This window comes from Photobacterium kishitanii, from assembly GCF_003026355.1.
Lineage (GTDB): Bacteria > Pseudomonadota > Gammaproteobacteria > Enterobacterales > Vibrionaceae > Photobacterium > Photobacterium kishitanii.
On the sequence record NZ_PYON01000002.1, the window covers coordinates 400,750 to 423,460 of the forward strand.

Here is a 22,711-nt window from a genome sequence, read left to right on the forward strand (position 1 = left end):
TCTCATTTTGAGTTCATAGTATGAGTGCTGTTGTCTGCAATTCAGCCAAGGAACTTACCGTGACCACGATAACATCTTCAGATCTACCTTCTTCACCGACAGTACCAACTCTCAATTATCGTTTACCTCAAATTGAACAATTACTGCAGCATCCAGATTTAGCTGATTACGTGCGTTTACTCAGCCGTCCAGTTGTGACCAATACCTTGCGAGACTTATTTACGTCTATTCGTCAACATCCTGATTTTAAAACCCAAGGTGTCAATGATATTGATGTCATGGAATTAGTATTTAATAGTTGTCGTCAACTGTACCGACGTCGTCAACAACGGGTGATTAATGCTACTGGTATTGCAGTGCACACCAACCTAGGGCGTTCACCAATTAATGAGCAAATCTGGGACAATGTAAAAGCAGTTAATACTGGCTATAACAATCTTGAATTGAAGCTAAGTGATGGCAAGCGTGGTGATCGTAATGGCCTATTATCAACGTTAATCCATTCGTGGATAGGGGCTGAAGATTGTGTGGTGGTGAATAATAACGCCGCATCAGTATATTTAGTCCTCCATGCTCTAGCGGCCGGCAAAGAAGTTATAGTGTCACGGGGTGAGCAAGTACAAATTGGTGGCGGTTTTCGTATTCCTGATATTTTAGCACTTTCTGGGTGTAAGTTAGTTGAAGTTGGTACTACTAATATCACTACGAGCGATGACTATATTAATGCGATCACTGAAAATACAGCGATGGTATTAATGGTGCATCAGTCTAATTTTTCAATGCAGGGATTTACTGAGTCACCTGATATTCAAGATGTAGCTCAACGTTTACCTGAACATGTTTCATTAGTGATTGATCAAGGGTCCGGTTTATCGTCAGAGCAATACGCCCAAAGTGAGGTGTCTTTACCGCGCTATTTGCAGATGGGCGCCGATTTAGTGTGTTTTTCTGGTGATAAAATTATCGGTGGACCGCAAGCAGGTATTATTGCTGGTTGCCAAACGCTTTGCCAACAATTAGCCAAGAATCCGATGATGCGTACTTTCCGTCCAGGACGAATTGTATTATCGATGCTAGAGCAATTATTAGTCCAGAAACTAAACCGTAATCCTGCCGCGTTTGGTGTGGCTCAGCAAGCGTTAGATCGTGCTAAAGACAGTCAATCTCTCGCTCAACAATGGGCGCAACGCTGGAAATCTTATGTTCAGGCTGTGCCTCTTGTGATGCAAGTTGGTGGTGGCGCAATCCCAAGTGAAACTTATCCTTGTTATGGGCTAAAACTTACCTTACCGGGTAAAGCCCAATTACATTTAGATGCGCTACGTGACTTGCCGATACCCATTATTGGTTATGTTAATAGTAATCAGCTGCTATTGAATGTCGCGACCTTATTAGAAAGTGATCATGCAGCATTTATTGCTCAACTTGACAACTATATTCAATCTTACATCCATACTGAGGCTAAATAATGGTGGCATCATCAACACAATATCAAGCAGTGGTTGGTCTTGCTGGCCATGTTGATCATGGAAAAACCGCACTTATCGAAGCATTAACAGGCATGATAACCGCACGACCTCATGAGCAGCAATTAGGGATGACTCAGGATTTAGGCTTTGCCCATTTTCAAGACGATAATGGCAATACCATCGGGGTGGTTGATGTTCCTGGTCATGAGCGTTATTTACGCAATATGGTTGCTGGTGTATGGCATTTGAATGTGCTGCTGTTGGTGGTTGCTGCGGATGAAGGCTGGATGCCAATGACTACTTCACATCTTGATGTCGCCCATGCGATGGGTATTGAAGATATTGTGGTGTGTATTAACAAACGCGATAAAGTCAGCGCAGAACATTTAGCAATAATAGAAGATCAAGTTTTAGAACAGGTGATGGAACGCAGTGGATTATTACCTGAAATTGTTACAGTTTCTGCGTTAAAAAAAGACAATATTGCTGCTTTACGTCAGCTTTTGATTGAAACAGTACAAGTTAATATTGCTCGTCATAAAGTAGTCGTACCATCGAGTAGTGATGAAAATATCGACGCTGACCAAGTTAGTGCGCCTTTAATGTATATTGATCGGGTCTTTGTCGTAAATGGTATTGGTACAGTTCTCACTGGTACGTTAGCGCAGGGGCAATTAGCGATTGGTGATAAAGTACGTTGTCAGCCATCAAATCTTGTTGGAACTGTGCGATCTATTCAAGCTTATCATCAACAGTTAACTTCAGTTTCGGCAACATGTCGTGTGGCTGTTAATGTCAAAGGTGTTGGTCGTAAAGACGTTGCCAGAGGACACTTGATAACTGGCATGGATCAACAAATCACTTTACGTGATCAATGCATTGTTCGATTAACAAAAACAGCGCTTAAGTTAAAAGTTAAAAAACAACGCCAAGTGGAAGTTGCAATGGGGACGTGGCATGGTACTGCACGTTTGAGTTATATCCCTAATACTGAGCTGGCACGATTAGTGTTTGAAAAGCCAATGCCATTATTATTTGGACAACGATTAGCGATGATCCAAAAAGGCGGTAGTGGTTTACAGCACGGTGCAGAAGTGGTGTGGACTGATTATATCTTTGGTTATCAAAAACGCCGTTTATATGATGTGTTGAATAATTTACCCCAGCAATTACAGCCAGAGTCACAACGACAGATGTTGTTAGTATTACAGGGGTATTTTGAATGCCATGAAGTTGATTTCAAACCGTTAGAACAACAAACTTTCATCGCCCCATTTTGTTTTGATAGCCAATGGTTAGCCAATATATCTCTGCAGATCGAAACATTACTCAATGCCGGGATCTCAATGGCTTCAGCTGAATTATGCAGTCGTTTGCGAATCAACGATGCTGTGATTGAGTTGATAATGCAGCGCTTGAAACAGCAAGATAAAGTCCATTTAAGTTACGGTAAATGGTGCAGCGGACAAGGCGATAATGAAGATGATTTGCCGCAAGTAGCGTTAGATATTTTGCATCAAATTCGTCAGTTTGGTAAAGCAGGTCTTGAGCTTAATAAAGTAAAAATTACGGGTGGTAAAAAGTGGTTACGACAATTAAGTCATCAGAAATATATTACCGCACTTGATGAAAATATCTATTTTGATATGGGGGTATATTTAGCGCTTGTTAAAGCCGTAATTGCTGATCATCAACCCCATGATCGTATTTCGATGACAGATATAAAAGATCGTACAGAACTAAGCCGTAAATATTCAATTCCTCTTGCCAATCGAATGGAAAAAGATGGTTGGGTTAAGCGTGATAATGATGAACGTATTATTTTAAAAGCATGGCAATAAATACGACGCAAGTGATGTTTGAGATTTATTGTTAAGCAATGATGCCCCTTACTTTAAGCAGTGATAAGTAAGGGGCATTTTTGTATATAACACCTGGTGATGTGATGAAAAAACGATTTTTGAAATATATGCTTCGACAGTTAATGTCGAAAGGTGTCGACATTGAGTGTCGATAGTAGAGGGTATGACACACGGAAGTCTGTATTTGTTATACAGGAAAGCATTTTTTAACCACTACATTTTATTAACTCATTGATATTAAAGGATCTATATAAATAATTCCTGTGTGGCATATTTCTTGCTTTAATAGGTTTTTTTGCGATTGACTAGGTAGACAATGAAAAGCTTTGTAATTGCAGATCCTGAGAAGTGTATTGGTTGTGGCACCTGCATGGCAGCATGTTCGACAGTACATAAACAACAAGGACTGCAAAGCCATCCCCGCCTGACCGTGGTTAAACTAGATGACGCTACCGCGCCTGTAATGTGTCGTCATTGTGAAGATGCACCTTGTGCCACTGTATGTCCAGTACAAGCGATCACTAAACAACAAGATCGTGTCATGCTTAATGAAACATTATGCGTAGGTTGTACTTTATGTGCTGTTGCTTGTCCTTTTGGTGCAATCGCTTTTGATGGTAGTCGACCTGTTGCGATGGCAAATAGTTATGATACCTATATCCCTTCAACCATTCGTTCAAGTAACCCTTCAACTTCAATTCCAAGCACATTTGGTCAAGATATTCTAGCTTGGGAACCTGGAGTAAAGAGCATTGCTGTTAAATGTGATTTGTGTGGTTTCCGTGAACAAGGACCAGCCTGTGCTGAAGTCTGTCCAACACAAGCGATCGTGATGATCGATGAAGCTAATATTGCTAAAGCGCGTGATATTAAACGTGAGTGTGCGGCAGATAGTTCAGCGTCAGCCAAAGGTGGAGCAGTAACACGATGAGCCCATTAGTTTTAGTTTGTTTTGCTGTAATCAGCTATGCCGTGGCTGCGATTTTATCGTACCAAGGACGTAAGCATGAACAAGAAAGTTTACGCCTTGCCGGTGTGATCAGTGCCTTTGGTGGCCTGTTTGGCATCATTGCAGGTATTAGCACTATAGTTACAGGTTACGATACTGCCGATGCGACAGCAGCAATGAGTCACTGGTTTACCATGGATATGTTATCAGCACTGATGGTGGTGGTTATTTCTGTGGTAACGATGGCAGCATCTGTTTATTCGATTAACTATCTTGAAGAATACTATGGCAAAGGTGGTTGGAAAGTTAATGTACTTTTCAATATTTTTGCAGCAGCGATGACAGCAATTGTGGTGTCAGCTAATGTAATGGTCTTTATTGTTTTTATGGAGATCATTTCACTGGCTTCGTGGCTGATAGTCATTAGTGATGGCAGTGCTAAAAGTAAAAAAGCAGGTTTGCAGTATTTTATTGCTGATCATGCTGCAAGCCTATTAGTTGTCGTCGCATTTATGATTGTTGCCTCTCATGCCGATAGCTATCAATTCAGTGCAATTATGCAAAACCCTGTTACTGGCGCGCTGGCATCGTTAGTGTTCCTACTGGCATTGGTTGGTTTCGGAATTAAAGCTGCGGGTATTGGCTTGCATGGTTGGTTACCGAAAGCGTATCCAATTGCGCCGTCATATTGCTCAACCTTAATTTCTTGCGTAATGGTTAAGATCGGCATCTACGGTATTTTGAAGTTTGCGATTTTATTCCTTGGCGCAACCCAATTATGGTGGGGTTTCCTTGTGTTAATCTTTGGTGCCGTATCTTCTGTTCTTGGCGTAATGTACGCACTAGCAGAACACGATATCAAACGTTTATTAGCGTACCACACCATTGAAAATATCGGCATCATCCTAATCGGTGTTGGCGTTAGTATGATTGGTATTGCATCTCATCATCCAGTCTTGGCACTGCTAGGTCTATTAGGTGGCTTATACCACTTATTAAATCACGCAGTATTCAAAGGCCTATTATGTTTAGGTTCTGGTTCAATCGTATTCCGCATGCATACTAAAGAAATGGATGACATGGGCGGCTTGGCAAAAACAATGCCTAAGACTGCTGCTGCGTTCTTAATTGGTACTTTAGCAATTTGTGCATTACCACCATTAAATGGTTTTGTTTCTGAGTGGTTTATTTACCAATCACTATTTAGCATGGGTAAAGTAGGCACAGTTGCGAACTTACTATTTGGTCCATTCGGGATGGTAATGCTGGCCTTTACTGGTGCATTAGCTTGTATGTGTTTTGTGAAAGTGTACGGTATTTGTTTTACTGGCGCGCCAAAAACAGAACGTGCTGCGAATACTCGCGAAGTGGGTCCTGCGATGATCACTGCGACGACATCACTGGCTGTATTGTGTGTTGTACTTGGTGTATGTGCTCCGTGGATTGCACCTTATTTCTCATCAATTGCATCTTCAATGTTGAACATGGCGCCAATAACGGTTGCACATGGTTTAACTGTTTACCCAGCCGTGGCTGATCAAGCAATTCTTTCTACCCCAGTGATTGCGATTGTACTAATGCTCTTAACCCTAGTGCCAGCAGCATTACTTTACGCATTCCGTCAACGTCGTCTTGCTCGCCGTCACCAAGGTGATCCTTGGGCATGTGGCTATCAATATGAACAAAAAATGACAGTTTCTGCTGCGAGTATTACTCGTCCGATGCGTCATATGTTTGGGTTTATTTATAACAATCGTCAAACGTCATTTACGGAGCGATTTGTACTGCCTTATTTAAGTAATGGTAGTGAAACACCAACATTAGATAGCCGTAAAGTATGTCGATTCTGCATTATTGCCGTGGTAGTTGTGTTGTTGTTTGTTCCTCTCATTTCAGGAGTTAGTCTCTAATGTCCCCACTTGAAATGCCAACAGCGGGTTGGATTGTATTAGCGATTGTCCAAGCCATATTAATGTTGATGTTAGCACCACTCGCTACCGGTTTCTCTCGCGTTATTCGTGCCAAAATCCATTCGCGCCAAGGGCCGGGTGTTTTGCAAGACTATCGTGATATTGCCAAATTATTACGTCGTCAATCTGTTGCTCCTGCTAATTCCGGCTTTATTTTTTGGATCATGCCATGGGTACTTGTGGTCACGATGCTATTAATTGGTATGGCATTACCGACCGTAACGCAAGTGTCACCGTTTCCAATTTCTGGTGACATTATTACTGACATTTACTTGTTAGCGATTTTCCGGTTCTTCTTCGCCCTATCAGGTATTGATTCAAACAGTATGTTTGCGGGTATGGGTAGTAGCCGTGAATTAACACTCGGTATTTTGGTTGAACCCATTTTAATCCTCTCAATTGTCGTGGTAGCACTGAGTGTAGGTACCACTGACTTAGGCTATATCAGCCATGCGTTAGCAAATAATGAGTGGCATCATCCATTGACGATTATTCTTGCGGGTGTTGTGTGTGCTTTCGCGCTATTTATCGAGATGGGCAAAGTACCGTTTGATAGCGCAGAAGCAGAACAAGAGCTTCAAGAGGGTCCTGCTACAGAATATTCAGGTTCTGCATTGGCAATGGTTAAATTAGGTTTAGGCCTAAAACAACTTGTAGTTGCACAGCTATTTCTTGCGATTTTCATTCCGTGGGGGAAAGCAAGCAGCTTGAGTTTCGGTGGCTTATTTTCAGCAACTCTTATTTTGTTGATTAAATTGTTTGTGGTGTTCTTGATTGCGGGTCTAGTTGAAAACACTATGGCGCGAGTGCGTTTTACTCAGGTTCATCGTGCGATTTTCCCTGCGTTTTTAGTGGCTGTATTGGCACTGATTTTTTTAATTTTTGGTTGGTAAGTAATAGATATGACAAACAATACATCTCAACAATTTCACTCGCAGCCACAAGCGGGTCGTATTGGTAAAAACTATGTCGATGGTGTGAATCATTTCTTTCCATCCGCGATTATTGATGAAGAATGGCAAACAGAAAACCAAGTTACTATCACCGTTAAAATGACCTCGTTGGTTGAGGTGATGAAATGGCTTTATTATGATCAAGGCGGCTGGTTAACAGTAACGTTTGGTAATGATGAGCGCAGCTTAAATGGTCACTTTGCGGTATATCACGCGCTTTCTATGGAAGGTGAAGTGAAAAGCTGGGTGACGGTTAAAGTTTTGGTCGATGCCAATAGCCAAGAATTTATTTCTATTACACCGACCATTCCAGCAGCAGTATGGGGCGAGCGTGAGATCCGTGATATGTACGGTTTGCGCCCTGTAGGTTTACCTGATGAGCGTCGTTTAGTGCTACCGGATGACTGGCCTGAGAATCTGCACCCATTACGTAAAGATGCGATGGATTACCGTCAGCGTCCACAACCTACTACAGAAACTGAAACTTATCAGTTTGATAACCAGTTAGGTGATGATAGCAACCGTATCGTACCTGTTGGTCCATTACATATTACTTCTGATGAACCGGGTCACTTCCGTTTGTTTGTTGATGGCGAAGACATTGTCGATGCCGATTACCGTATGTTCTATGTCCACCGCGGTATGGAAAAACTAGCTGAAACACGCATGGGTTACCATGAAGTCGCGCAGCTAACAGATCGTGTTTGTGGTATTTGTGGTTTTACTCACAGTGTCGGTTACAGCAACACCATTGAAAATGCGTTATCCGTTGATGTGCCATTCCGTGCCAAGATGATCCGTACGGTATTACTTGAAGTTGAACGTCTACATAGCCACTTATTAAACATCGGTTTATCAAGTCACTTTGTTGGTTTTGACTCTGGATTTATGCAGTTTTTCCGTGTTCGTGAAAAAACCATGGAACTCGCTGAATTGCTAACAGGCGCGCGTAAAACTTACGGTATGAATTTAATTGGTGGTGTACGTCGTGATTTCTTAAAGGATCAACGCGTTAAAGGCATCGCGATGGTTAAAGAAGTTCGTCAGAAGTTTTCTGAATTGGTTGATGTTTTACTTGCGACACCGAATATCGGTAGCCGTACTGAAGGCGTAGGTATTCTAACTAAGCAAATTGCACGCGATTACAGTCCAGTGGGGCCGCTAATTCGAGCAAGTGGCTTTAACCGTGATGTACGAACAGTTCATGGTCAATCATTAGAATCATACGGTAGCGTGCCAATTGATATTCAAGTTATGGAAAATGGTGACGTATTCTCACGAGTAATGGTACGTGTACGTGAAGTGTTTGAATCATTAAATGTGATTGAATACGGTCTTGATCATTTACCACCAGGTGCAATCTTAACGGAAGGTTTTGATTACAAACCTAACAAATTTGCGCTTGGCTTTACTGAAGCACCACGTGGTGAAAACGTACACTGGAGTATGACTGGCGATAACCAGAAATTGTTCCGCTGGCGTTGTCGTGCGGCGACATATGCTAACTGGCCAACACTACGTTACATGTTACGTGGTAACACTGTGGCTGATGCGCCGTTAATTATTGGTAGTTTAGATCCATGCTACTCATGTACTGACCGTGTAACGATTGTTGATACTAAAAAGCAGCGCAGTAAAACTGTTCCTTATAAAGCGATTGAGCAATACAGCATTGACCGCAAGAACTCGCCATTCAAGCTTTAGGAGGTCATGTGTTTAAGTTATTAAAAACAGTACTTAAAACAGGTAATGTCACCATTAAGTATCCTTTTGCTCCGATGGAAGTGAACGAGGATTTTCGTGGTAAGCCAGAATTAGATGCTGATCAGTGTTTATCTTGTGGTGCTTGTACCCGTGCTTGTCCTGCCAATGCCTTGATCATGGAAACCGATACCAAGGCGGGAACCCGTCGTTGGGAGCTTTCAACTGCGCGCTGTATTTTCTGTGGCCGTTGTGAAGAAGTGTGCCCAACTCATGCGATTAAACTGACTCAAAATTTTGAGTTAGCCGTAACGAATAAAGCTGATCTTTATGATGAAGCGGTCTTTAGCTTAGCAAACTGTCGTCAATGTGATCGTCCATTCGTTGCTCGCAAGCTACTTGAATATGTGATGGATACTTTAGCGCACAGTGGTGTAACCGGTGAGCAACTGCAAGAACGCCGTAAACAACTTGAAACTTGCCCTGAATGTCGCCGTAGCAACAATATGTTAGATAGCGAAAATGTCAGTCACCTACGTTACCTTGAGGAGCAAAAGTGAAAGGTATTAAACAATTAGTTGGCACAGCCCATACTCAAACTGTACCGGTTGAATTGCCACCGAATAGTCAAAAACTAAAAGATGCACTGATCAAAGAAATTCGTCGTTCAGCGTATGTATACCGTGTTGACTGCGGTGGTTGTAATGCGTGTGAGATTGAGATTTTTGCAGCGACTACGCCAATTTTTGATACTGAGCGTTTTGGTATCAAAATTGTTGCCTCACCGCGTCATGCAGATATTTTGCTTTATACCGGTTCGGTAACCCGTGCAATGCGTGCGCCAGCATTACGTGCTTATGAAGCTGCCCCTGATCCTAAAATTGTAATTTCATACGGTGCATGTGGTTGTGATGGTGGTATTTTCCACGATCTTTATTGTGTCTGGGGGGGGACTGATAAGATTGTACCTGTCGATGTGTATATTCCTGGTTGCCCTCCAACACCAGCGGCAACTATTTTTGGGTTTGCGGTTGCGTTGGGTTTACTTGATCAAAAACTGAAAGCGAAAGTACACCAACCGGAAGAACAAAAGGCGAGTTTAAAACACACCGAAATTCCATTGGATATTAAGGTGATGATTGAACGCCAAGCGCGTTTACTTGCTGGTTATGTACAGGGACAACGTATTGCTGATGATGTATTGACCGTGCTTGCAACCTGTAGCGCAGATAATGTAGATCAAAAAATCAGTGCGTATCTTGCGACCAAAAATGATCCACGTTTAACAGAAATTGTTAATATTTTACTGTCAAAAACCATGGCAGCATTAACGGGATCGGCAGCTTGCCCAAATGCGCAGCAAGAGCCAGCATCATGTGGGGGCTGTAACCATGAGTGATGTTTTAGCTGAATTAACACAATCTCGCCATTTTCAAGGCCGCGTTTACTTTTATAGTTTAGGGCGCAAGTTTGTAGATGAAAGCTATGATGTGCCAGAAGAAGCTAAACAGATCATGTACTACAGCTTAGCGATTGGTCATCACTTAGGGGTGGTTGATTGCCTTAAAGCAGTAATTGAATGTGAAGGGGATGAATACCTCACATGGATCAGTGGCCTGCCTGAAGATGGTGAAGCCTTTAATAAAATGAAAGGCTATTTTGTGTTTGGTGAAATCACTATTTATCCTGAGCATCTTAATATGCTGGCACTTGCTTTTGATCGGATTGATAGCACCACGCAAAATGCTCGCTCACAGCAATTAACCCGTGATTTTATTGCCGCCTTAGGGGATATTCACCGTGAACCGACGATGTATATGATGATTCGAGGAATACGCTAACCATGTTACAGGAAGTGAATTTGTCTACCGTTATGGGCGAAAGTGTCTCTAATGATGATGTTGATTTGTCTGTCAGCAATATCGTGCTTACTGTTGGTAATAGCATGATGGGTGATGATGGTGCCGGCCCATTATTAGCGAAAATGATCAAAGATAATCCAATTGCAGGCTGGAGTGTGCTTGAAGGCGGCTCGATGCCTGAAGATTGTTTGCACCTTATTCGTAAAGCTCAACCTCAGCGTGTGATTGTGGTCGATGCTGCAGATATCGGTGAACAAGCAGGAGAGGTAAGAATTATTGATCCAGAAACCATCGTTGATATGTATGTTGTTTCTACTCATAGTTTGCCATTAAATTTCTTAATTGATGATTTAAAAACCTTTGTCCCTGAGGTTATTTTTGTGGGTATTCAACCTGCGATTGTGGCATTTTCATTTCCGCTAACTGAGATGGTGCAAACGGCAGTTAAAACTATTTACCAGCGTTTGCCTGAATGGCAAGGGTCGGGTGGTTTTGAGCATTGCTAATACTTATTTGTCGATATTATTGCTATCGGGTGTCGAGGTGTGTCGATAGTCACTGACGATAAGTGTCGATATAATTGACGAAGTTGATGACTTTATCGACATTGATAGAAAAGGAAGTACAGCACTGCATGTACTTCCTTTTTTTTTCTTTTAATTTCATTTAGTTAAAAATAAATTAATGATTTTGTAATTTATGGCACAACTAATGCTTTATAGGTATAGCAGCATAAGACTATGTTGCGAGATATCGATATCAACAAGGTATAGACCATGAACCGGTTTGTTTTTGCAGATCCAAATCTGTGTATTGGGTGTCGAACCTGTGAAATTGCATGTGTCGTTTCTCATCAAGCAGATGGAAAACTAACGGGTGTTGCTCCAGCTGATTTTTCACCACGTTTAACCTTGGTGAAAAATGCGCATGTAACAACACCTGTAATGTGCCGTCAATGTGATGACGCACCATGTGCGCAGGTTTGTCCTAATAACGCTATCGTTTTAGAAGATGGCTATGTAAAAGTGATTCAGTCACGTTGTATCGGGTGTAAAACCTGTGTCATTGCTTGTCCCTACGGTGCAATGAATGTCGTGACTAAGATGGTTGAAGAATCAAAAGGTGCGTCGCTATTTAAGCGTATGGTGCCTAAGTCTCAAGCATTAAAATGTGACTTGTGTTCTCATCGTGAAGCAGGTCCTGCGTGTGTAGAAGTTTGTCCTACTAGCGCTATTCAGATTATTGAAGCTGAAACATTGATTGAAACAAACAAACAAAAACGTGAAGCAGCTGCGCTCAATGCTGCTGTAGCGATTGCTCGCTAGTGTTGAAAACTCTCGGTTTACAATACGCATTAATAACAATTACAGCCAAAAGGTTAGTATGAAAAAATCAATTGTTGTTTGTCCCTACTGCGGTACTGGGTGCAAACTAAAGTTGGTTGTCGAAAATAACAAAGTCGTGGCAGCAGAACCAGCAATGGGTCGCACCAATGAAGGCCAACTTTGTTTGAAAGGCTACTATGGTTGGGATTTTCTCAACGATACCAACTTATTAACACCACGCCTAAAGCAACCAATGATTCGCCGTACACGTGAATCAGCCTTAGAAGCCGTGTCTTGGGATGAAGCTATTCAATTTGCCGGCGATAAGCTAATGGCAATTAAAAAGCAATATGGTCCAGACGCGATAATGACAACAGGTTCAGCCCGCGGTCCGGGTAACGAAGCCAACTATGTGATGCAAAAACTCGCAAGGGCGGTGATCGGAACCAACAATGTTGACCACTGTGCTAGGGTGTGACACGCACCATCAGTCTCCGGTCTGGAGACAACAGTAGGTAATGGCGCAATGAGTAACGCTATTCCCGAAATTCAACTTACTAAATGCTTACTCATTTTCGGTTACAACGCGGCTGATTCTCATCCAGTTGTAGCAAGACATATTCTTAAAGCCCGTGCAAATGGCGCTAAGATTATTGTATGTGACCCACGTAAGATTGAATCTGCGCGTGTTGCTGATCAGTGGTTAGCGTTGAATAACGGCTCGAACATGGCACTCGTTAATGCGTTAGCGAATGTGATTATCGAAGAAAATTTATACGATAAGTCTTTCGTAGAAAATAATACTGAAGGTTTTGCAGAGTTCCGTGAAATTGTTTCACGCTATGCACCAGAAACAGTAGAAGAAGTAACCGGTCTTAAAGCAGCTGATATCCGTATGGCTGCACGTACTTATGCTGCAGCACCAGAAGCCATGATTTTATGGGGTATGGGTGTTACTCAGTACGGTCAAGCGGTTGATGTGGTTCGTGGTTTAGCTGGCCTTGCATTGCTAACCGGTAACTTTGGTCGTCCAGGTGTAGGTTGTGGTCCGGTTCGTGGTCAAAACAACGTTCAAGGTACCTGTGATATGGGTATGTTGCCGCACCAGTTCCCTGGTTATCAGGATGTAACGGTTGACGCAAACCGCGAAAAGTTTGAAAAAGCGTGGGGTGTTGAACTTTCAGGTAAGCCGGGTTACCGCTTAACTGAAGTTGGCCACAAAGCTGATGAGGGTATTTGTAAAGCGTTCTATATCTTCGGTGAAGATCCAGCACAAACTGAAGCTGATCTCGCTGCAATGCGTGCCACTATGCGCAAGATGGAATTGGTTATCGTACAAGATATCTTCATGACCCAAACCGCTGAATTTGCTGATGTGATTTTCCCTGCAACGAGTTGGGGCGAACATGAAGGTGTTTACAGTAGTGCGGACCGCGGTTTCCAACGCTTTTATAAAGCAGTGACTCCAACCGGTGATGTGAAGCCTGACTGGGAAATCTTTAGTTTGTTAGCAACGTACATGGGTTACCCGATGTCGTATAACAATACTCAAGAAATCTGGGATGAGTTACGCGAGTTATGCCCTCTTTATACGGGCGCTACTTACGAGAAAATGGCTGATCTAAAATCTGTGCAATGGCCTTGTCCGACTGAAGACCATCCTGGTACATCGTACCTATTTGAAGGTAATAAGTTTACAACACCTTCAGGTAAAGGGATGTTTATTGGTGCTGATTGGCGTCCGCCACTAGAGCAGCCTGATGCAGATTACCCGTTAGTGTTGTCAACGGTGCGCGAGGTAGGTCACTACTCTTGTCGTTCTATGACAGGTAACTGTTCTGCACTACAAACCTTGGCTGATGAACCAGGTTATGTGCAAATGTACCCAGATGATGCCAAAGCATTGGGGATCGATGATCAACAATTAGTTTGGGTATCTTCTCGTCGTGGTAAAGTTATCTCACGTGCTAACTATAATGATCGCGTTAACAAAGGTGTGGTTTACATGACATACCAGTGGTGGATTGGTGCATGTAACGAATTAACCATTGAACATGTTGATCCTATTTCAAGTACGCCTGAATTTAAATATTGTGCTGTTAAAGTAGAAAATATTGATGATCAGTCTTGGGCTGAAAATTATGTACAAACAGAGTACAGTAATTTGAAAGCACGCTTGAAGAACCATGTTGCTAATGCGTAATTATATTATTTAAATAAGACCTATTAAGGTTTGTATTTAATATATAGCTGCATAAATGAAAATAAGGTTTCCAAGATAAAATGTTGCTTATTTTTATCTTGGTGCCTTATGTTATTTATTATATAAATAACTATCTTAATTTATTTTTTAGCTCAAAAACTTGGTAATATTGTTACTTTTATTTTAGTGATGCTATTGTTAATAATTATTGATTGATATGGATCAATACTTAGTTATTAAAATACTTGAGAATTGTATAACAAATGCTTGAGTTATTATTCACGATTTTAGTCATATTATCAGCAAGAGTTAATGTCGTATGGAAAACTTTGAAAGCGATTTAATGATTTTTTCTAAGGCATTATTGTCTATCAATGATATATCGGGTGTAATAAATTTTCTAAATAATGAAAGTTTGTTATTTATCGATGCTGATCGTGTTAATATTATTTTAAAAGATGATATAAATGCTCAATCAATTCTATATTATCAAGATGCAGATAAAAACTTCCAACGCTATGATTATTCTGAAGATAATTTGAGTCTTCATCACGTAGTGTCGTGTGAATATAGTCATTATATTAATGGCGAAGAACTTTATCGAACATTTCCTCAATTATCTCTTCATCCGGCATACACTAATATTCAAACTTACTGTAAAATACCGCTGCTAATAGCGAATCAACAGTTGGGTGCGATTGAGTATATTAATCTTCGCTTACCAAGTTACGATGATGTAGAAAAACAATTTAAGTTGTTCAATAATATGGTTGCAGCAATGATCGAACATATTCTTGAGCATCAAATTGCCTCATCATTAACGCAACAATTAAGTAACGAACATAAAAACTACCAATTTTTAGTTGATATTACTAATGCTGTTATTAATCAGAGTTCAAAAAAAGAGCTAATTGGATCACTATTACACTTTTTATATCAACGTTTTGGGATGAATGAATTATCAATCATACAATCTCAAGATGGCCATTATAATCAATATTCTGGTGGTGATATTGAAGGTGAAATTGATTATCAATGTCATTTCTTTACCGATGACAGCATGATTAAAAATGCCGTTGAAAATAATAAAGCGGTTATTTTAACAGCGGCTGATATTTATAAATTAAGACGGGATGATAACAGTCCTTACTTTTCAGCATTGGCTAAAAGTGCCTGTGTTATGCCGATGATATTTCGTGGGGTAACTATTGGTTATATCTGCTATGTCAAAGCAGTAGAAACACAATTTGAGCCAAGTGAAATTGAATTATTTAAACAAATATCAGCACGTGTTGCATTAGCGATGCACAGTATCAAAGTACATCAATCAGCAACACCACACCGATCTCAAACTAAGTTTATCAGTGTTGAAGATAGCTATGATGAACATGCTATTTTCGATGACATTATTAGCCAAAGTGAAGTAATGAATAAAGTCCTAGAGCAAGTTGCATTAGTCGCAAGTTGTGATAGTACGGTATTGATTTTAGGTGAATCAGGTACGGGTAAAGAATTGATTGCACGTGCAATTCATAAAATGAGCCATCGCAGTAAAACTGAGATGGTAAAAATGAACTGTGCAGCAATACCTAGTGGTTTATTTGAAAGTGAATTATTTGGCCATGAACGTGGCGCATTTACTGGTGCGGTTACTCAACGTGTCGGTCGATTTGAACAAGCACATAAAGGCACTCTCTTTCTTGATGAAATTGGTGATATGCCGTTGGAATTACAACCTAAATTGTTACGTGCTTTGCAAGAAAATGAAATTGAGCGCGTAGGTAAAAATCAGCTAATCAGTGTTGATGTACGGATTGTGGTTGCTACCAATGTCAATTTATTGCAAATGGTACAGCAGAAACAATTTCGTAATGATTTGTATTACCGATTAAATGTATTTCCAATTGAAATTCCGCCGTTACGTGAACGAGCAGAAGATATTCCATTATTGGTTAAGCACTTTACGCGTGAATTAGCCAAGAAAATGGGAAAAACGATTACCTCTATTGCTGCGGAAGATATGGCAATTATGCAGCAATTTTCATGGCCAGGTAATGTACGTGAATTGCGTAATGTGATTGAACGTTCTGTCATTTTAACTCGCGGTCAGGTGCTAAATGTGCCAACCCAAGAGTTGGTGTCATTGCCACCAATATTAGCCAATACGCCAGCCGAGCAAGTTGAGCCTCAGGCGGTGCAATCAAGTAGCGTTAAGTCGGCACCGATTGTGATTGATCGACAGATGATCATAGATGCTTTAATAAGCTGTCATGGCGTTATTGCGGGGCCTAATGGTGTCGCCAATCAATTAGGACTAAAACGAACCACATTATTGTCTCGAATGCAAAAAATGGGTTTGAATAGCCAAGATTATCGCTAATTTAACTGAATGTTTAACCAACGCAGTGAATGTCGTAATAAATAAGTAAAGGAAAAAAATGTTGTCCACTTTAGAAGCGTTACCGGAATCGATATTTTGTAATGCAAGCGAGCGTTCTATTGTACGTTATCGCAAGGGCAAAAGTGATTGCTGTGAACTTGATTACATCATTGAAGAAACGCCGGTTGCGATTGCTTTTAATGGTGTTGCTTACACCGTAATGATGTGTACGCCAAATGACTTAGAACAGTTTGCGATTGGGTTTTCGTTATCGGAAGGGATCATCGATCACCATCGTGATATTCACGATATTGAAATGACGCCAACGTGTGATGGGATAAATATTGATGTCACGATAGCTAACCGTTGTGTTGCTCGTTTACAGCAAAAACGTCGTTCACTCGCAGGACTGACAGGTTGTGGTATCTGTGGTGAAGAAAAATTAGAAACGGTATGTCGAGCATTGGCGCCAGTACCTTCATCAGTGACGTTTGATCTAAGTTATCTTGATCCTGTATTGCAACAATTATTACGTAAACAGCAATTAAACCAGTTAACAGGATCTGCTCATGCGGCGATATACATTGATAATCAAGGTCAAGTTGCCGCAATTTTTGAAGATGTAGGTCGTCATATTGCATTAGATAAATTAGTGGGTTGTATTCATCAACGCCAGTTAAAAGGTGGCGCAGTATTAGTTACGAGTCGCGCTAGTTTTGAAATGGTTCAAAAAGCTGCAGCCGCTGGGGTTGAAGTGCTGCTTGCTATTTCATCAGCCACTAAAATGGCGGTTGATTTGGCTGAAAAACTTAATCTGACGTTATTAGGTCATTGTCGTAATGGTCGTGCAGATGCTTATGCGCATCCTGAACGCATTACAGGGATGATTTAATCACGCTTAGGTATTGAATTTAATATTAATAAGTAAGTCTCTCTTAATTACTTATTAGTAATAAATCACCCGTTAAGTCGGGTTTTCATTCTATTACACTAAGGATAAAAATAAATGAAATTTAAACATATTGTTGCCGGTGCGCTTACTCTTTTTTCACCTCTCGTTTTAGCACACCCAGGTCACATTGGTCCTCATACTTCTACTGGATTTATGACAGGTTTTGTACATCCATTTACTGGTCTTGATCACCTATCTGTAATGATCGGTGTTGGTCTATTGGCTGCCTTGATGGGCGGAAAAGCCGTATCACGCTTACCAATGGCATTTATTGGCATTATGGTTGTTGGCGGCGCCTTAGGTGTTGCTGGAATGGTACTGCCTGGCATTGAAATGGGTATTGCGTTATCAGTGATTGGTATGGGTGCAATGTTATTGGCTGGTGGTCGTATGTCTGAAAAATTGGCAACAGGTCTAGTTATGGCATTCGCCTTATTCCACGGTATGGCACATGGTATGGAAATGCCTCTTGACGCGCAAGCAATGGAATATTTTATCGGGTTTGTTCTAGCAACCGCAATCTTACACGTAGCAGGTATTGCTTTAGGTAAGTTAGTTATGACATCAGCAGTGAACCAACGTGTTATGCGTGTGGTTGGGATTGTTATGGCAGCCTTTGGTGGCATATTAATGCTGTCTTAATTTAGCTGGATAATTGCAGTGAACGACAACTTTGCACGACAATATATTCATATTACCGGCATTGTACAAGGGGTCGGTTTTCGCCCCTTTGTCTACCAACTAGCGCTGCAATATGCGTTAGTTGGCTGGGTAATTAATGATTCGGAAGGGGTGAAAATAGATGTTCAGGGTAATACTGATAACCTTGAGCAATTTATCATCGATCTTCAACAGCAAGCACCGCCTTTAAGCCGTATTGATCACATGACGGTCACAGTAGTATCGTTGTGGTTAGCTGCTGAAAAACCTGCTCTATTTACGATCGAGAAAAGTCAGCACTGTGATAGTACCACTGTATGTATTTCTCCCGATCAAGGGCTTTGTAATGCTTGTAAACAAGACATTGCCAATCCTACCTCGCGTTATTATCAATATCCTTTTACCAACTGTACCCATTGCGGTCCTCGTTATAGCATTACGCGTGCTTTGCCTTATGACAGAGCAACCACCAGTATGAACAGTTTCGCATTGTGTAGCGATTGCCAGCAAGCGTATCAGAATCCACTTGATCGTCGTTATCATGCTCAGCCAATAAGTTGTGCTATTTGTGGTCCGTGGACTCGGTTGATTGATTATAGTCATAATCATACATTTCTATCAGCGACGGTAAGTGATAAGACGGAGTTAACACAACAAGCGGCAATAATAGAATTAGCTAGACGTCTTCAAGCTGGCGCAGTGGTTGCTATTAAAGGGGTAGGCGGTTTTCATCTTGTTTGTGATGGCACTAACGCTAAAGCTGTCACACAATTACGGCATATTAAACATCGCCAACAAAAGCCATTAGCGGTGATGGTTGCTGATATTGAAACAGCGCAGCAATTAGTGATCGGTGAGTCGATTGAGTGGCAAGCTTTAGAGTCTCAAGCTCGACCGATTGTATTAATGCAGAAGTCACCCCCTGTGACAGAAAACCAGGTAAAGATTCCTCGTCTTGCAGTGAATGTTGCGCCAAATGTGCCTTATTTAGGAGTAATGCTGCCTTATACACCACTGCATTATTTATTGTTTACCGCATTAGCTGAAGTTAACGCAACCGCAGTGCTCGTTATGACCAGTGCTAACGTGTCGGGAATGCCGATAGCAACTGACGTTCAGCAAGTCGAACAGCAATTTTCAGGTTCGATTAATTGTGTGCTTGATCATAATCGTCCAATTGTTCATGCCTGTGATGACAGTGTCGTGCATTACGCTGGTGGTAAAATACGAACTTTACGTATGGCGCGTGGTTATGCACCTTATAGTCAATTTGGCTATCAAGCGAAAACGATCACTTTAGCATTAGGCGCGCAACAAAAATCAACGATAGCGTTAGCGTTACCTAAACAGTGGGTATTATCGCCTTATATTGGTGATCTTAATAACCTTGATACCGAACAACGTTATCAGCAAACAGTCGCTGATCTTCAAGCGCTATATCATGTTACAGCACCACAAATTGTCTGTGATAAACACGCTAATTACCATTCAACGGCCTTTGCAAAACAGCGGGTGATAGACTCTAAAAGGCCGTTAAATTTACTTCAAGTTCAGCATCATCATGCACATATCTTAGCTGTAATGGCGGAATTTAATCTTACTAAACCGGTACTTGGTTTTACCTTTGACGGCACAGGGTGGGGCGATGATGATACGGTGTGGGGCGGCGAGGTACTATTAGCATCCTGTGCTGATTATCAACGTATTGGTCATTTACGCCCTTTTCGCCTTATTGGGGGAGAACAAGCGATAAAAGAGCCTGCGCGGTTATTACTGGCAATGTTACTTGAGTGCTATGCGTTAGATGATATCAAAGCGATGCAGCTGAGTGCTTTTTCTGCTTGGAGTGAGGCACATTTTAATAACCTGTATCAGTTATGGCAAAGTGGCAGTCGTTCTCCGTATACATCCTCGATGGGACGGCTTATTGATGCTTGGGCTTGTTTATTAGGGCTGGTGGATAAGGTTAATTATGACGGTCAATGTGGGTTGTTATTAGAACAAGCCGCTGAACAGGATATCTATCATATCCCGTTATCGTTTCAGATGACTGCCGATGGGATTATTGATTGGCAGCCTCTGTTTGCACACGTATTGCCGCTTGTTGGTGAGATAAATGATGATAAACGTCAAACATGGATTAATAGTTTAGCTCACGGTGTTTTGATGGCAATTGCAAAAATGATTGTCACTATCGCTAAACAGCATCCTAATCATGCTGTTGTACTCGGTGGTGGTGTGTTTCAAAACCGCGTACTAGTCAATAAAATTTATCATCAATTTTCAGAATTGTCACAGTCACTTTATTGTGGTGAAAAATTGCCTTCAAACGATGGAGCTATTGCTGCTGGTCAGTTGTGGTATGCGCTGCACCACCATCATATCAATCCAACGATCAAATCTCAGGAACCGTAATAATGCATGAATTATCATTGAGTATAAATACGGTTGATACCGTGGTTGAACAAGCTAAAAAACAAGGCTTTAGTCGCGTGACAAGCGTGACATTAGCCATTGGTACACTGTCATGTATTGAACCTCAGGCATTGGCAACAGGGTTCGAATTTGCTAGCCGTGGCACCATTGCAGAAGATGCCCAACTGAAGATTGAATCTGTTGCGGCTCGTGTTTGGTGCTTAGACTGTCAGCAACATGTAGAAATTCCAGAGCGTGGTGTGAGTTGTCCACGTTGTCATGGTTATCAACTTAAAGTTGAAGCTGGAGACGAATTAATGATTAAACATATCGAGGTTGAATAATATGTGTAATGTATGCGGTTGCGGCGATAGCCGAATTGAAGGTCATTCTCATGGCCATCATGACCACGACCATGATGGCCACCATCATCATGAACATCCACACCAGCATAATGACCATCATCACCCTGCTGCAGAGAGGCCGCAATCGGTTGTGATCCATCATCATTATCACCACCAAGGTGATGTTCATCATCATGTTCATTATACTTTGCCAGCAGGCGCCTTGCCTCAGCAAGCAACGCATGGACATCATCATGAGCATGAAACCAATCATGCGCACGCACATTCACACGATCATGCTCACCATGGCGACAATCATCATGCGCAGCATCAACCAGAGCGTTTAGATACGGGTGATTTACATTATGGTAAAGGTGAGGCTGAAGTGCATGTTGCCGGTGTATCACAGCGCCAGTTATTAACATTAGAGATGGATATATTAGGTAACAATAACCATCTTGCAGCACATAATCGCGAGCACTTTATTGCAAATCGTCAGTTAGTGCTTAATTTAGTCTCAAGTCCTGGCTCGGGTAAAACAACCTTACTAACCGAAACGCTGATGAAATTAAAAGATCATTGTGCTTGCGCGGTGATCGAGGGTGATCAACAAACCAGTAATGACGCAGATCGTATTCGAGCAACAACGGTGCCTGCAATTCAAGTTAATACTGGTAAAGGTTGTCATCTTGACGCACAAATGATCCATGATGCTTATCATCAACTAGCGATTAATGAACCTGGATTTTTGTTTATTGAAAATGTGGGCAACTTAGTGTGTCCTGCTAGCTTTGATCTTGGTGAAGCTTCAAAAGTGGCAATTTTATCTGTGACTGAAGGTGAGGATAAACCGCTTAAGTACCCAAATATGTTTGCAGCGGCTGATCTAATGATCATTAATAAAGTTGATTTACTGCCTTATGTTGATGTTAATATAGAAGATTGCATCACTAATGCACGTAAAGTGAACCCTACAATCCAAGTGATTAAGCTGTCAGCTAAAACGGGTGAAGGCATGGATGCATGGATTAACTGGCTAAATGAAAATAGACAGCAACTGTAGTTAATTACTACATTTTGGTCGTTATTAATATGCCGTATATATTGTTTCTATATATACGGCATTTTTATTTTTTGTGTGTTAGCAATAATTATTGTTAATAAGTGATAGCATTCAAAAAATCGTTTAAATAGCAAAATTATTACTATCATTTTTTTTATTTATCTATAGAATCCCGCGCACATTAGCTAACAGAGCTTAAACGCGTACTTGCGTTATGTCTCTCATTAGCGACAATCTTGATGATAAACAACGTAAGTAGCCAATGAAAACACATACCTTTGTTGCAGCAGCCTTATTATTATCTGGCTGTGATGTCACCACTGAAACACGCCAACCACCAACAGCTAAAGATATTGAAATGTGCCAACAGCGTATTGCTGTTAAAACACATTATGCTGTTACTGCGATGTCAGATAATAGTTTGGATAATAAATCTAAAGATAACCGTGGTTGGGTATATGTTAATTATCAAAAAGATAATAACCGTGGTTATTTAAAGTTTCGATGTAATTCAACCTATGTTGAAGTCTGGGCGGCGGGTGCTGCGATGTGGACTGGCTTATAAGTCATTATTGAGATGCTCGTACTATGATTAGTGCGAGC

19 protein-coding genes are annotated in these 22,711 nt (G+C 41.2%); all 19 read left to right on the forward strand.

Features of this window, described 5'->3' with window-relative positions; translation table 11 throughout:
* The first annotated feature begins 59 nt into the window (after window positions 1-59).
* The 19 genes from selA to C0W29_RS03710 all read left to right on the forward strand — a co-directional run bounded on the left by selA (window position 60) and on the right by C0W29_RS03710 (window position 22,673).
* Entirely contained in the window at window positions 60-1,469 is a 1,410-nt protein-coding gene (gene selA / locus C0W29_RS03620; RefSeq protein ID WP_045045467.1) for an L-seryl-tRNA(Sec) selenium transferase, read from the forward strand.
* Window positions 1,469-3,310 (forward strand): selenocysteine-specific translation elongation factor, encoded by a 1,842-nt coding sequence (selB, locus tag C0W29_RS03625; RefSeq protein WP_045045466.1) that lies wholly within the window; start codon window positions 1,469-1,471, stop codon window positions 3,308-3,310. The genes selA and selB overlap by 1 nt, the downstream gene beginning before the upstream one ends.
* A 337-nt stretch (window positions 3,311-3,647) precedes the next feature.
* The gene (locus C0W29_RS03630; RefSeq protein WP_036792267.1) at window positions 3,648-4,262 is read left to right on the forward strand and encodes a 4Fe-4S dicluster domain-containing protein; all 615 of its coding nucleotides are present in this window, start codon (window positions 3,648-3,650) and stop codon (window positions 4,260-4,262) included.
* The gene (locus C0W29_RS03635) at window positions 4,259-6,190 is read left to right on the forward strand and encodes a proton-conducting transporter transmembrane domain-containing protein (protein ID WP_045045465.1); all 1,932 of its coding nucleotides are present in this window, start codon (window positions 4,259-4,261) and stop codon (window positions 6,188-6,190) included. The genes C0W29_RS03630 and C0W29_RS03635 overlap by 4 nt, the downstream gene beginning before the upstream one ends.
* Window positions 6,190-7,143, forward strand: coding sequence for a respiratory chain complex I subunit 1 family protein (locus tag C0W29_RS03640; protein WP_036792273.1), 954 nt, complete (start codon window positions 6,190-6,192; stop codon window positions 7,141-7,143). The genes C0W29_RS03635 and C0W29_RS03640 overlap by 1 nt, the downstream gene beginning before the upstream one ends.
* Before the next feature lie 9 nt (window positions 7,144-7,152).
* Window positions 7,153-8,907 carry a hydrogenase large subunit gene (locus tag C0W29_RS03645; protein ID WP_036792276.1) on the forward strand — a complete coding sequence of 585 codons (1,755 nt, stop codon included), beginning with the start codon at window positions 7,153-7,155 and terminating at the stop codon, window positions 8,905-8,907.
* An 8-nt stretch (window positions 8,908-8,915) separates the two neighbouring features.
* Entirely contained in the window at window positions 8,916-9,464 is a 549-nt protein-coding gene (locus tag C0W29_RS03650) for a formate hydrogenlyase complex iron-sulfur subunit (RefSeq protein WP_036792278.1), read from the forward strand.
* Complete coding sequence (locus C0W29_RS03655; RefSeq protein ID WP_036792281.1) at window positions 9,461-10,303, forward strand: NADH-quinone oxidoreductase subunit B family protein; 843 nt, start codon at window positions 9,461-9,463, stop codon at window positions 10,301-10,303. Before C0W29_RS03650 ends, C0W29_RS03655 begins: the two co-directional genes overlap by 4 nt.
* Window positions 10,296-10,745, forward strand: coding sequence for a formate hydrogenlyase maturation HycH family protein (locus C0W29_RS03660; protein ID WP_036792283.1), 450 nt, complete (start codon window positions 10,296-10,298; stop codon window positions 10,743-10,745). The genes C0W29_RS03655 and C0W29_RS03660 overlap by 8 nt, the downstream gene beginning before the upstream one ends.
* A gap of 32 nt (window positions 10,746-10,777) precedes the next feature.
* Window positions 10,778-11,272 carry a hydrogenase maturation peptidase HycI gene (gene hycI / locus C0W29_RS03665; RefSeq protein WP_045045476.1) on the forward strand — a complete coding sequence of 165 codons (495 nt, stop codon included), beginning with the start codon at window positions 10,778-10,780 and terminating at the stop codon, window positions 11,270-11,272.
* A gap of 270 nt (window positions 11,273-11,542) precedes the next feature.
* On the forward strand, window positions 11,543-12,091 hold the full coding sequence (locus C0W29_RS03670) for a 4Fe-4S dicluster domain-containing protein (protein WP_036792286.1): 549 nt from the start codon (window positions 11,543-11,545) through the stop codon (window positions 12,089-12,091).
* Between the two features lie 58 nt (window positions 12,092-12,149).
* The gene (gene fdhF / locus C0W29_RS03675) at window positions 12,150-14,294 is read left to right on the forward strand and encodes a formate dehydrogenase subunit alpha (RefSeq protein ID WP_080888908.1); all 2,145 of its coding nucleotides are present in this window, start codon (window positions 12,150-12,152) and stop codon (window positions 14,292-14,294) included.
* A gap of 319 nt (window positions 14,295-14,613) precedes the next feature.
* A complete protein-coding gene (locus C0W29_RS03680; RefSeq protein WP_045045464.1) occupies window positions 14,614-16,674 on the forward strand; it encodes a sigma 54-interacting transcriptional regulator in 2,061 nt (686 codons plus the stop codon).
* Between the two features lie 58 nt (window positions 16,675-16,732).
* Window positions 16,733-17,566 (forward strand): formate dehydrogenase accessory sulfurtransferase FdhD, encoded by an 834-nt coding sequence (gene fdhD, locus C0W29_RS03685; protein ID WP_045043363.1) that lies wholly within the window; start codon window positions 16,733-16,735, stop codon window positions 17,564-17,566.
* 114 nt (window positions 17,567-17,680) lie between these two features.
* The gene (locus tag C0W29_RS03690) at window positions 17,681-18,268 is read left to right on the forward strand and encodes a HupE/UreJ family protein (protein WP_045045463.1); all 588 of its coding nucleotides are present in this window, start codon (window positions 17,681-17,683) and stop codon (window positions 18,266-18,268) included.
* A gap of 18 nt (window positions 18,269-18,286) precedes the next feature.
* On the forward strand, window positions 18,287-20,701 hold the full coding sequence (gene hypF / locus C0W29_RS03695) for a carbamoyltransferase HypF (RefSeq protein ID WP_045045462.1): 2,415 nt from the start codon (window positions 18,287-18,289) through the stop codon (window positions 20,699-20,701).
* A gap of 2 nt (window positions 20,702-20,703) precedes the next feature.
* The gene (gene hypA / locus C0W29_RS03700; protein WP_036792304.1) at window positions 20,704-21,045 is read left to right on the forward strand and encodes a hydrogenase maturation nickel metallochaperone HypA; all 342 of its coding nucleotides are present in this window, start codon (window positions 20,704-20,706) and stop codon (window positions 21,043-21,045) included.
* Between the two features lies 1 nt (window position 21,046).
* Window positions 21,047-22,108, forward strand: coding sequence for a hydrogenase nickel incorporation protein HypB (gene hypB, locus C0W29_RS03705; RefSeq protein ID WP_045045461.1), 1,062 nt, complete (start codon window positions 21,047-21,049; stop codon window positions 22,106-22,108).
* Window positions 22,109-22,370: 262 nt separating this feature from the next.
* On the forward strand, window positions 22,371-22,673 hold the full coding sequence (locus C0W29_RS03710) for a hypothetical protein (protein ID WP_045045460.1): 303 nt from the start codon (window positions 22,371-22,373) through the stop codon (window positions 22,671-22,673).
* Window positions 22,674-22,711 lie beyond the last annotated feature (38 nt).

Excerpts from the sequence above, each read along its gene's own strand:
- selB (WP_045045466.1), top strand. The coding sequence starts at position 1,469 with ATGGTGGCATCATCAACACAATATCAAGCAGTGGTTGGTCTTGCTGGC.
- C0W29_RS03630 (WP_036792267.1), top strand. The coding sequence starts at position 3,648 with ATGAAAAGCTTTGTAATTGCAGATCCTGAGAAGTGTATTGGTTGTGGC.
- C0W29_RS03635 (WP_045045465.1), top strand. The coding sequence starts at position 4,259 with ATGAGCCCATTAGTTTTAGTTTGTTTTGCTGTAATCAGCTATGCCGTG.
- C0W29_RS03640 (WP_036792273.1), top strand. The coding sequence starts at position 6,190 with ATGTCCCCACTTGAAATGCCAACAGCGGGTTGGATTGTATTAGCGATT.
- C0W29_RS03645 (WP_036792276.1), top strand. The coding sequence starts at position 7,153 with ATGACAAACAATACATCTCAACAATTTCACTCGCAGCCACAAGCGGGT.
- C0W29_RS03660 (WP_036792283.1), top strand. The coding sequence starts at position 10,296 with ATGAGTGATGTTTTAGCTGAATTAACACAATCTCGCCATTTTCAAGGC.
- hycI (WP_045045476.1), top strand. The coding sequence starts at position 10,778 with ATGGGCGAAAGTGTCTCTAATGATGATGTTGATTTGTCTGTCAGCAAT.
- C0W29_RS03670 (WP_036792286.1), top strand. The coding sequence starts at position 11,543 with ATGAACCGGTTTGTTTTTGCAGATCCAAATCTGTGTATTGGGTGTCGA.
- C0W29_RS03680 (WP_045045464.1), top strand. The coding sequence starts at position 14,614 with ATGGAAAACTTTGAAAGCGATTTAATGATTTTTTCTAAGGCATTATTG.
- fdhD (WP_045043363.1), top strand. The coding sequence starts at position 16,733 with ATGTTGTCCACTTTAGAAGCGTTACCGGAATCGATATTTTGTAATGCA.
- C0W29_RS03690 (WP_045045463.1), top strand. The coding sequence starts at position 17,681 with ATGAAATTTAAACATATTGTTGCCGGTGCGCTTACTCTTTTTTCACCT.
- hypA (WP_036792304.1), top strand. The coding sequence starts at position 20,704 with ATGCATGAATTATCATTGAGTATAAATACGGTTGATACCGTGGTTGAA.
- hypB (WP_045045461.1), top strand. The coding sequence starts at position 21,047 with ATGTGTAATGTATGCGGTTGCGGCGATAGCCGAATTGAAGGTCATTCT.
- C0W29_RS03710 (WP_045045460.1), top strand. The coding sequence starts at position 22,371 with ATGAAAACACATACCTTTGTTGCAGCAGCCTTATTATTATCTGGCTGT.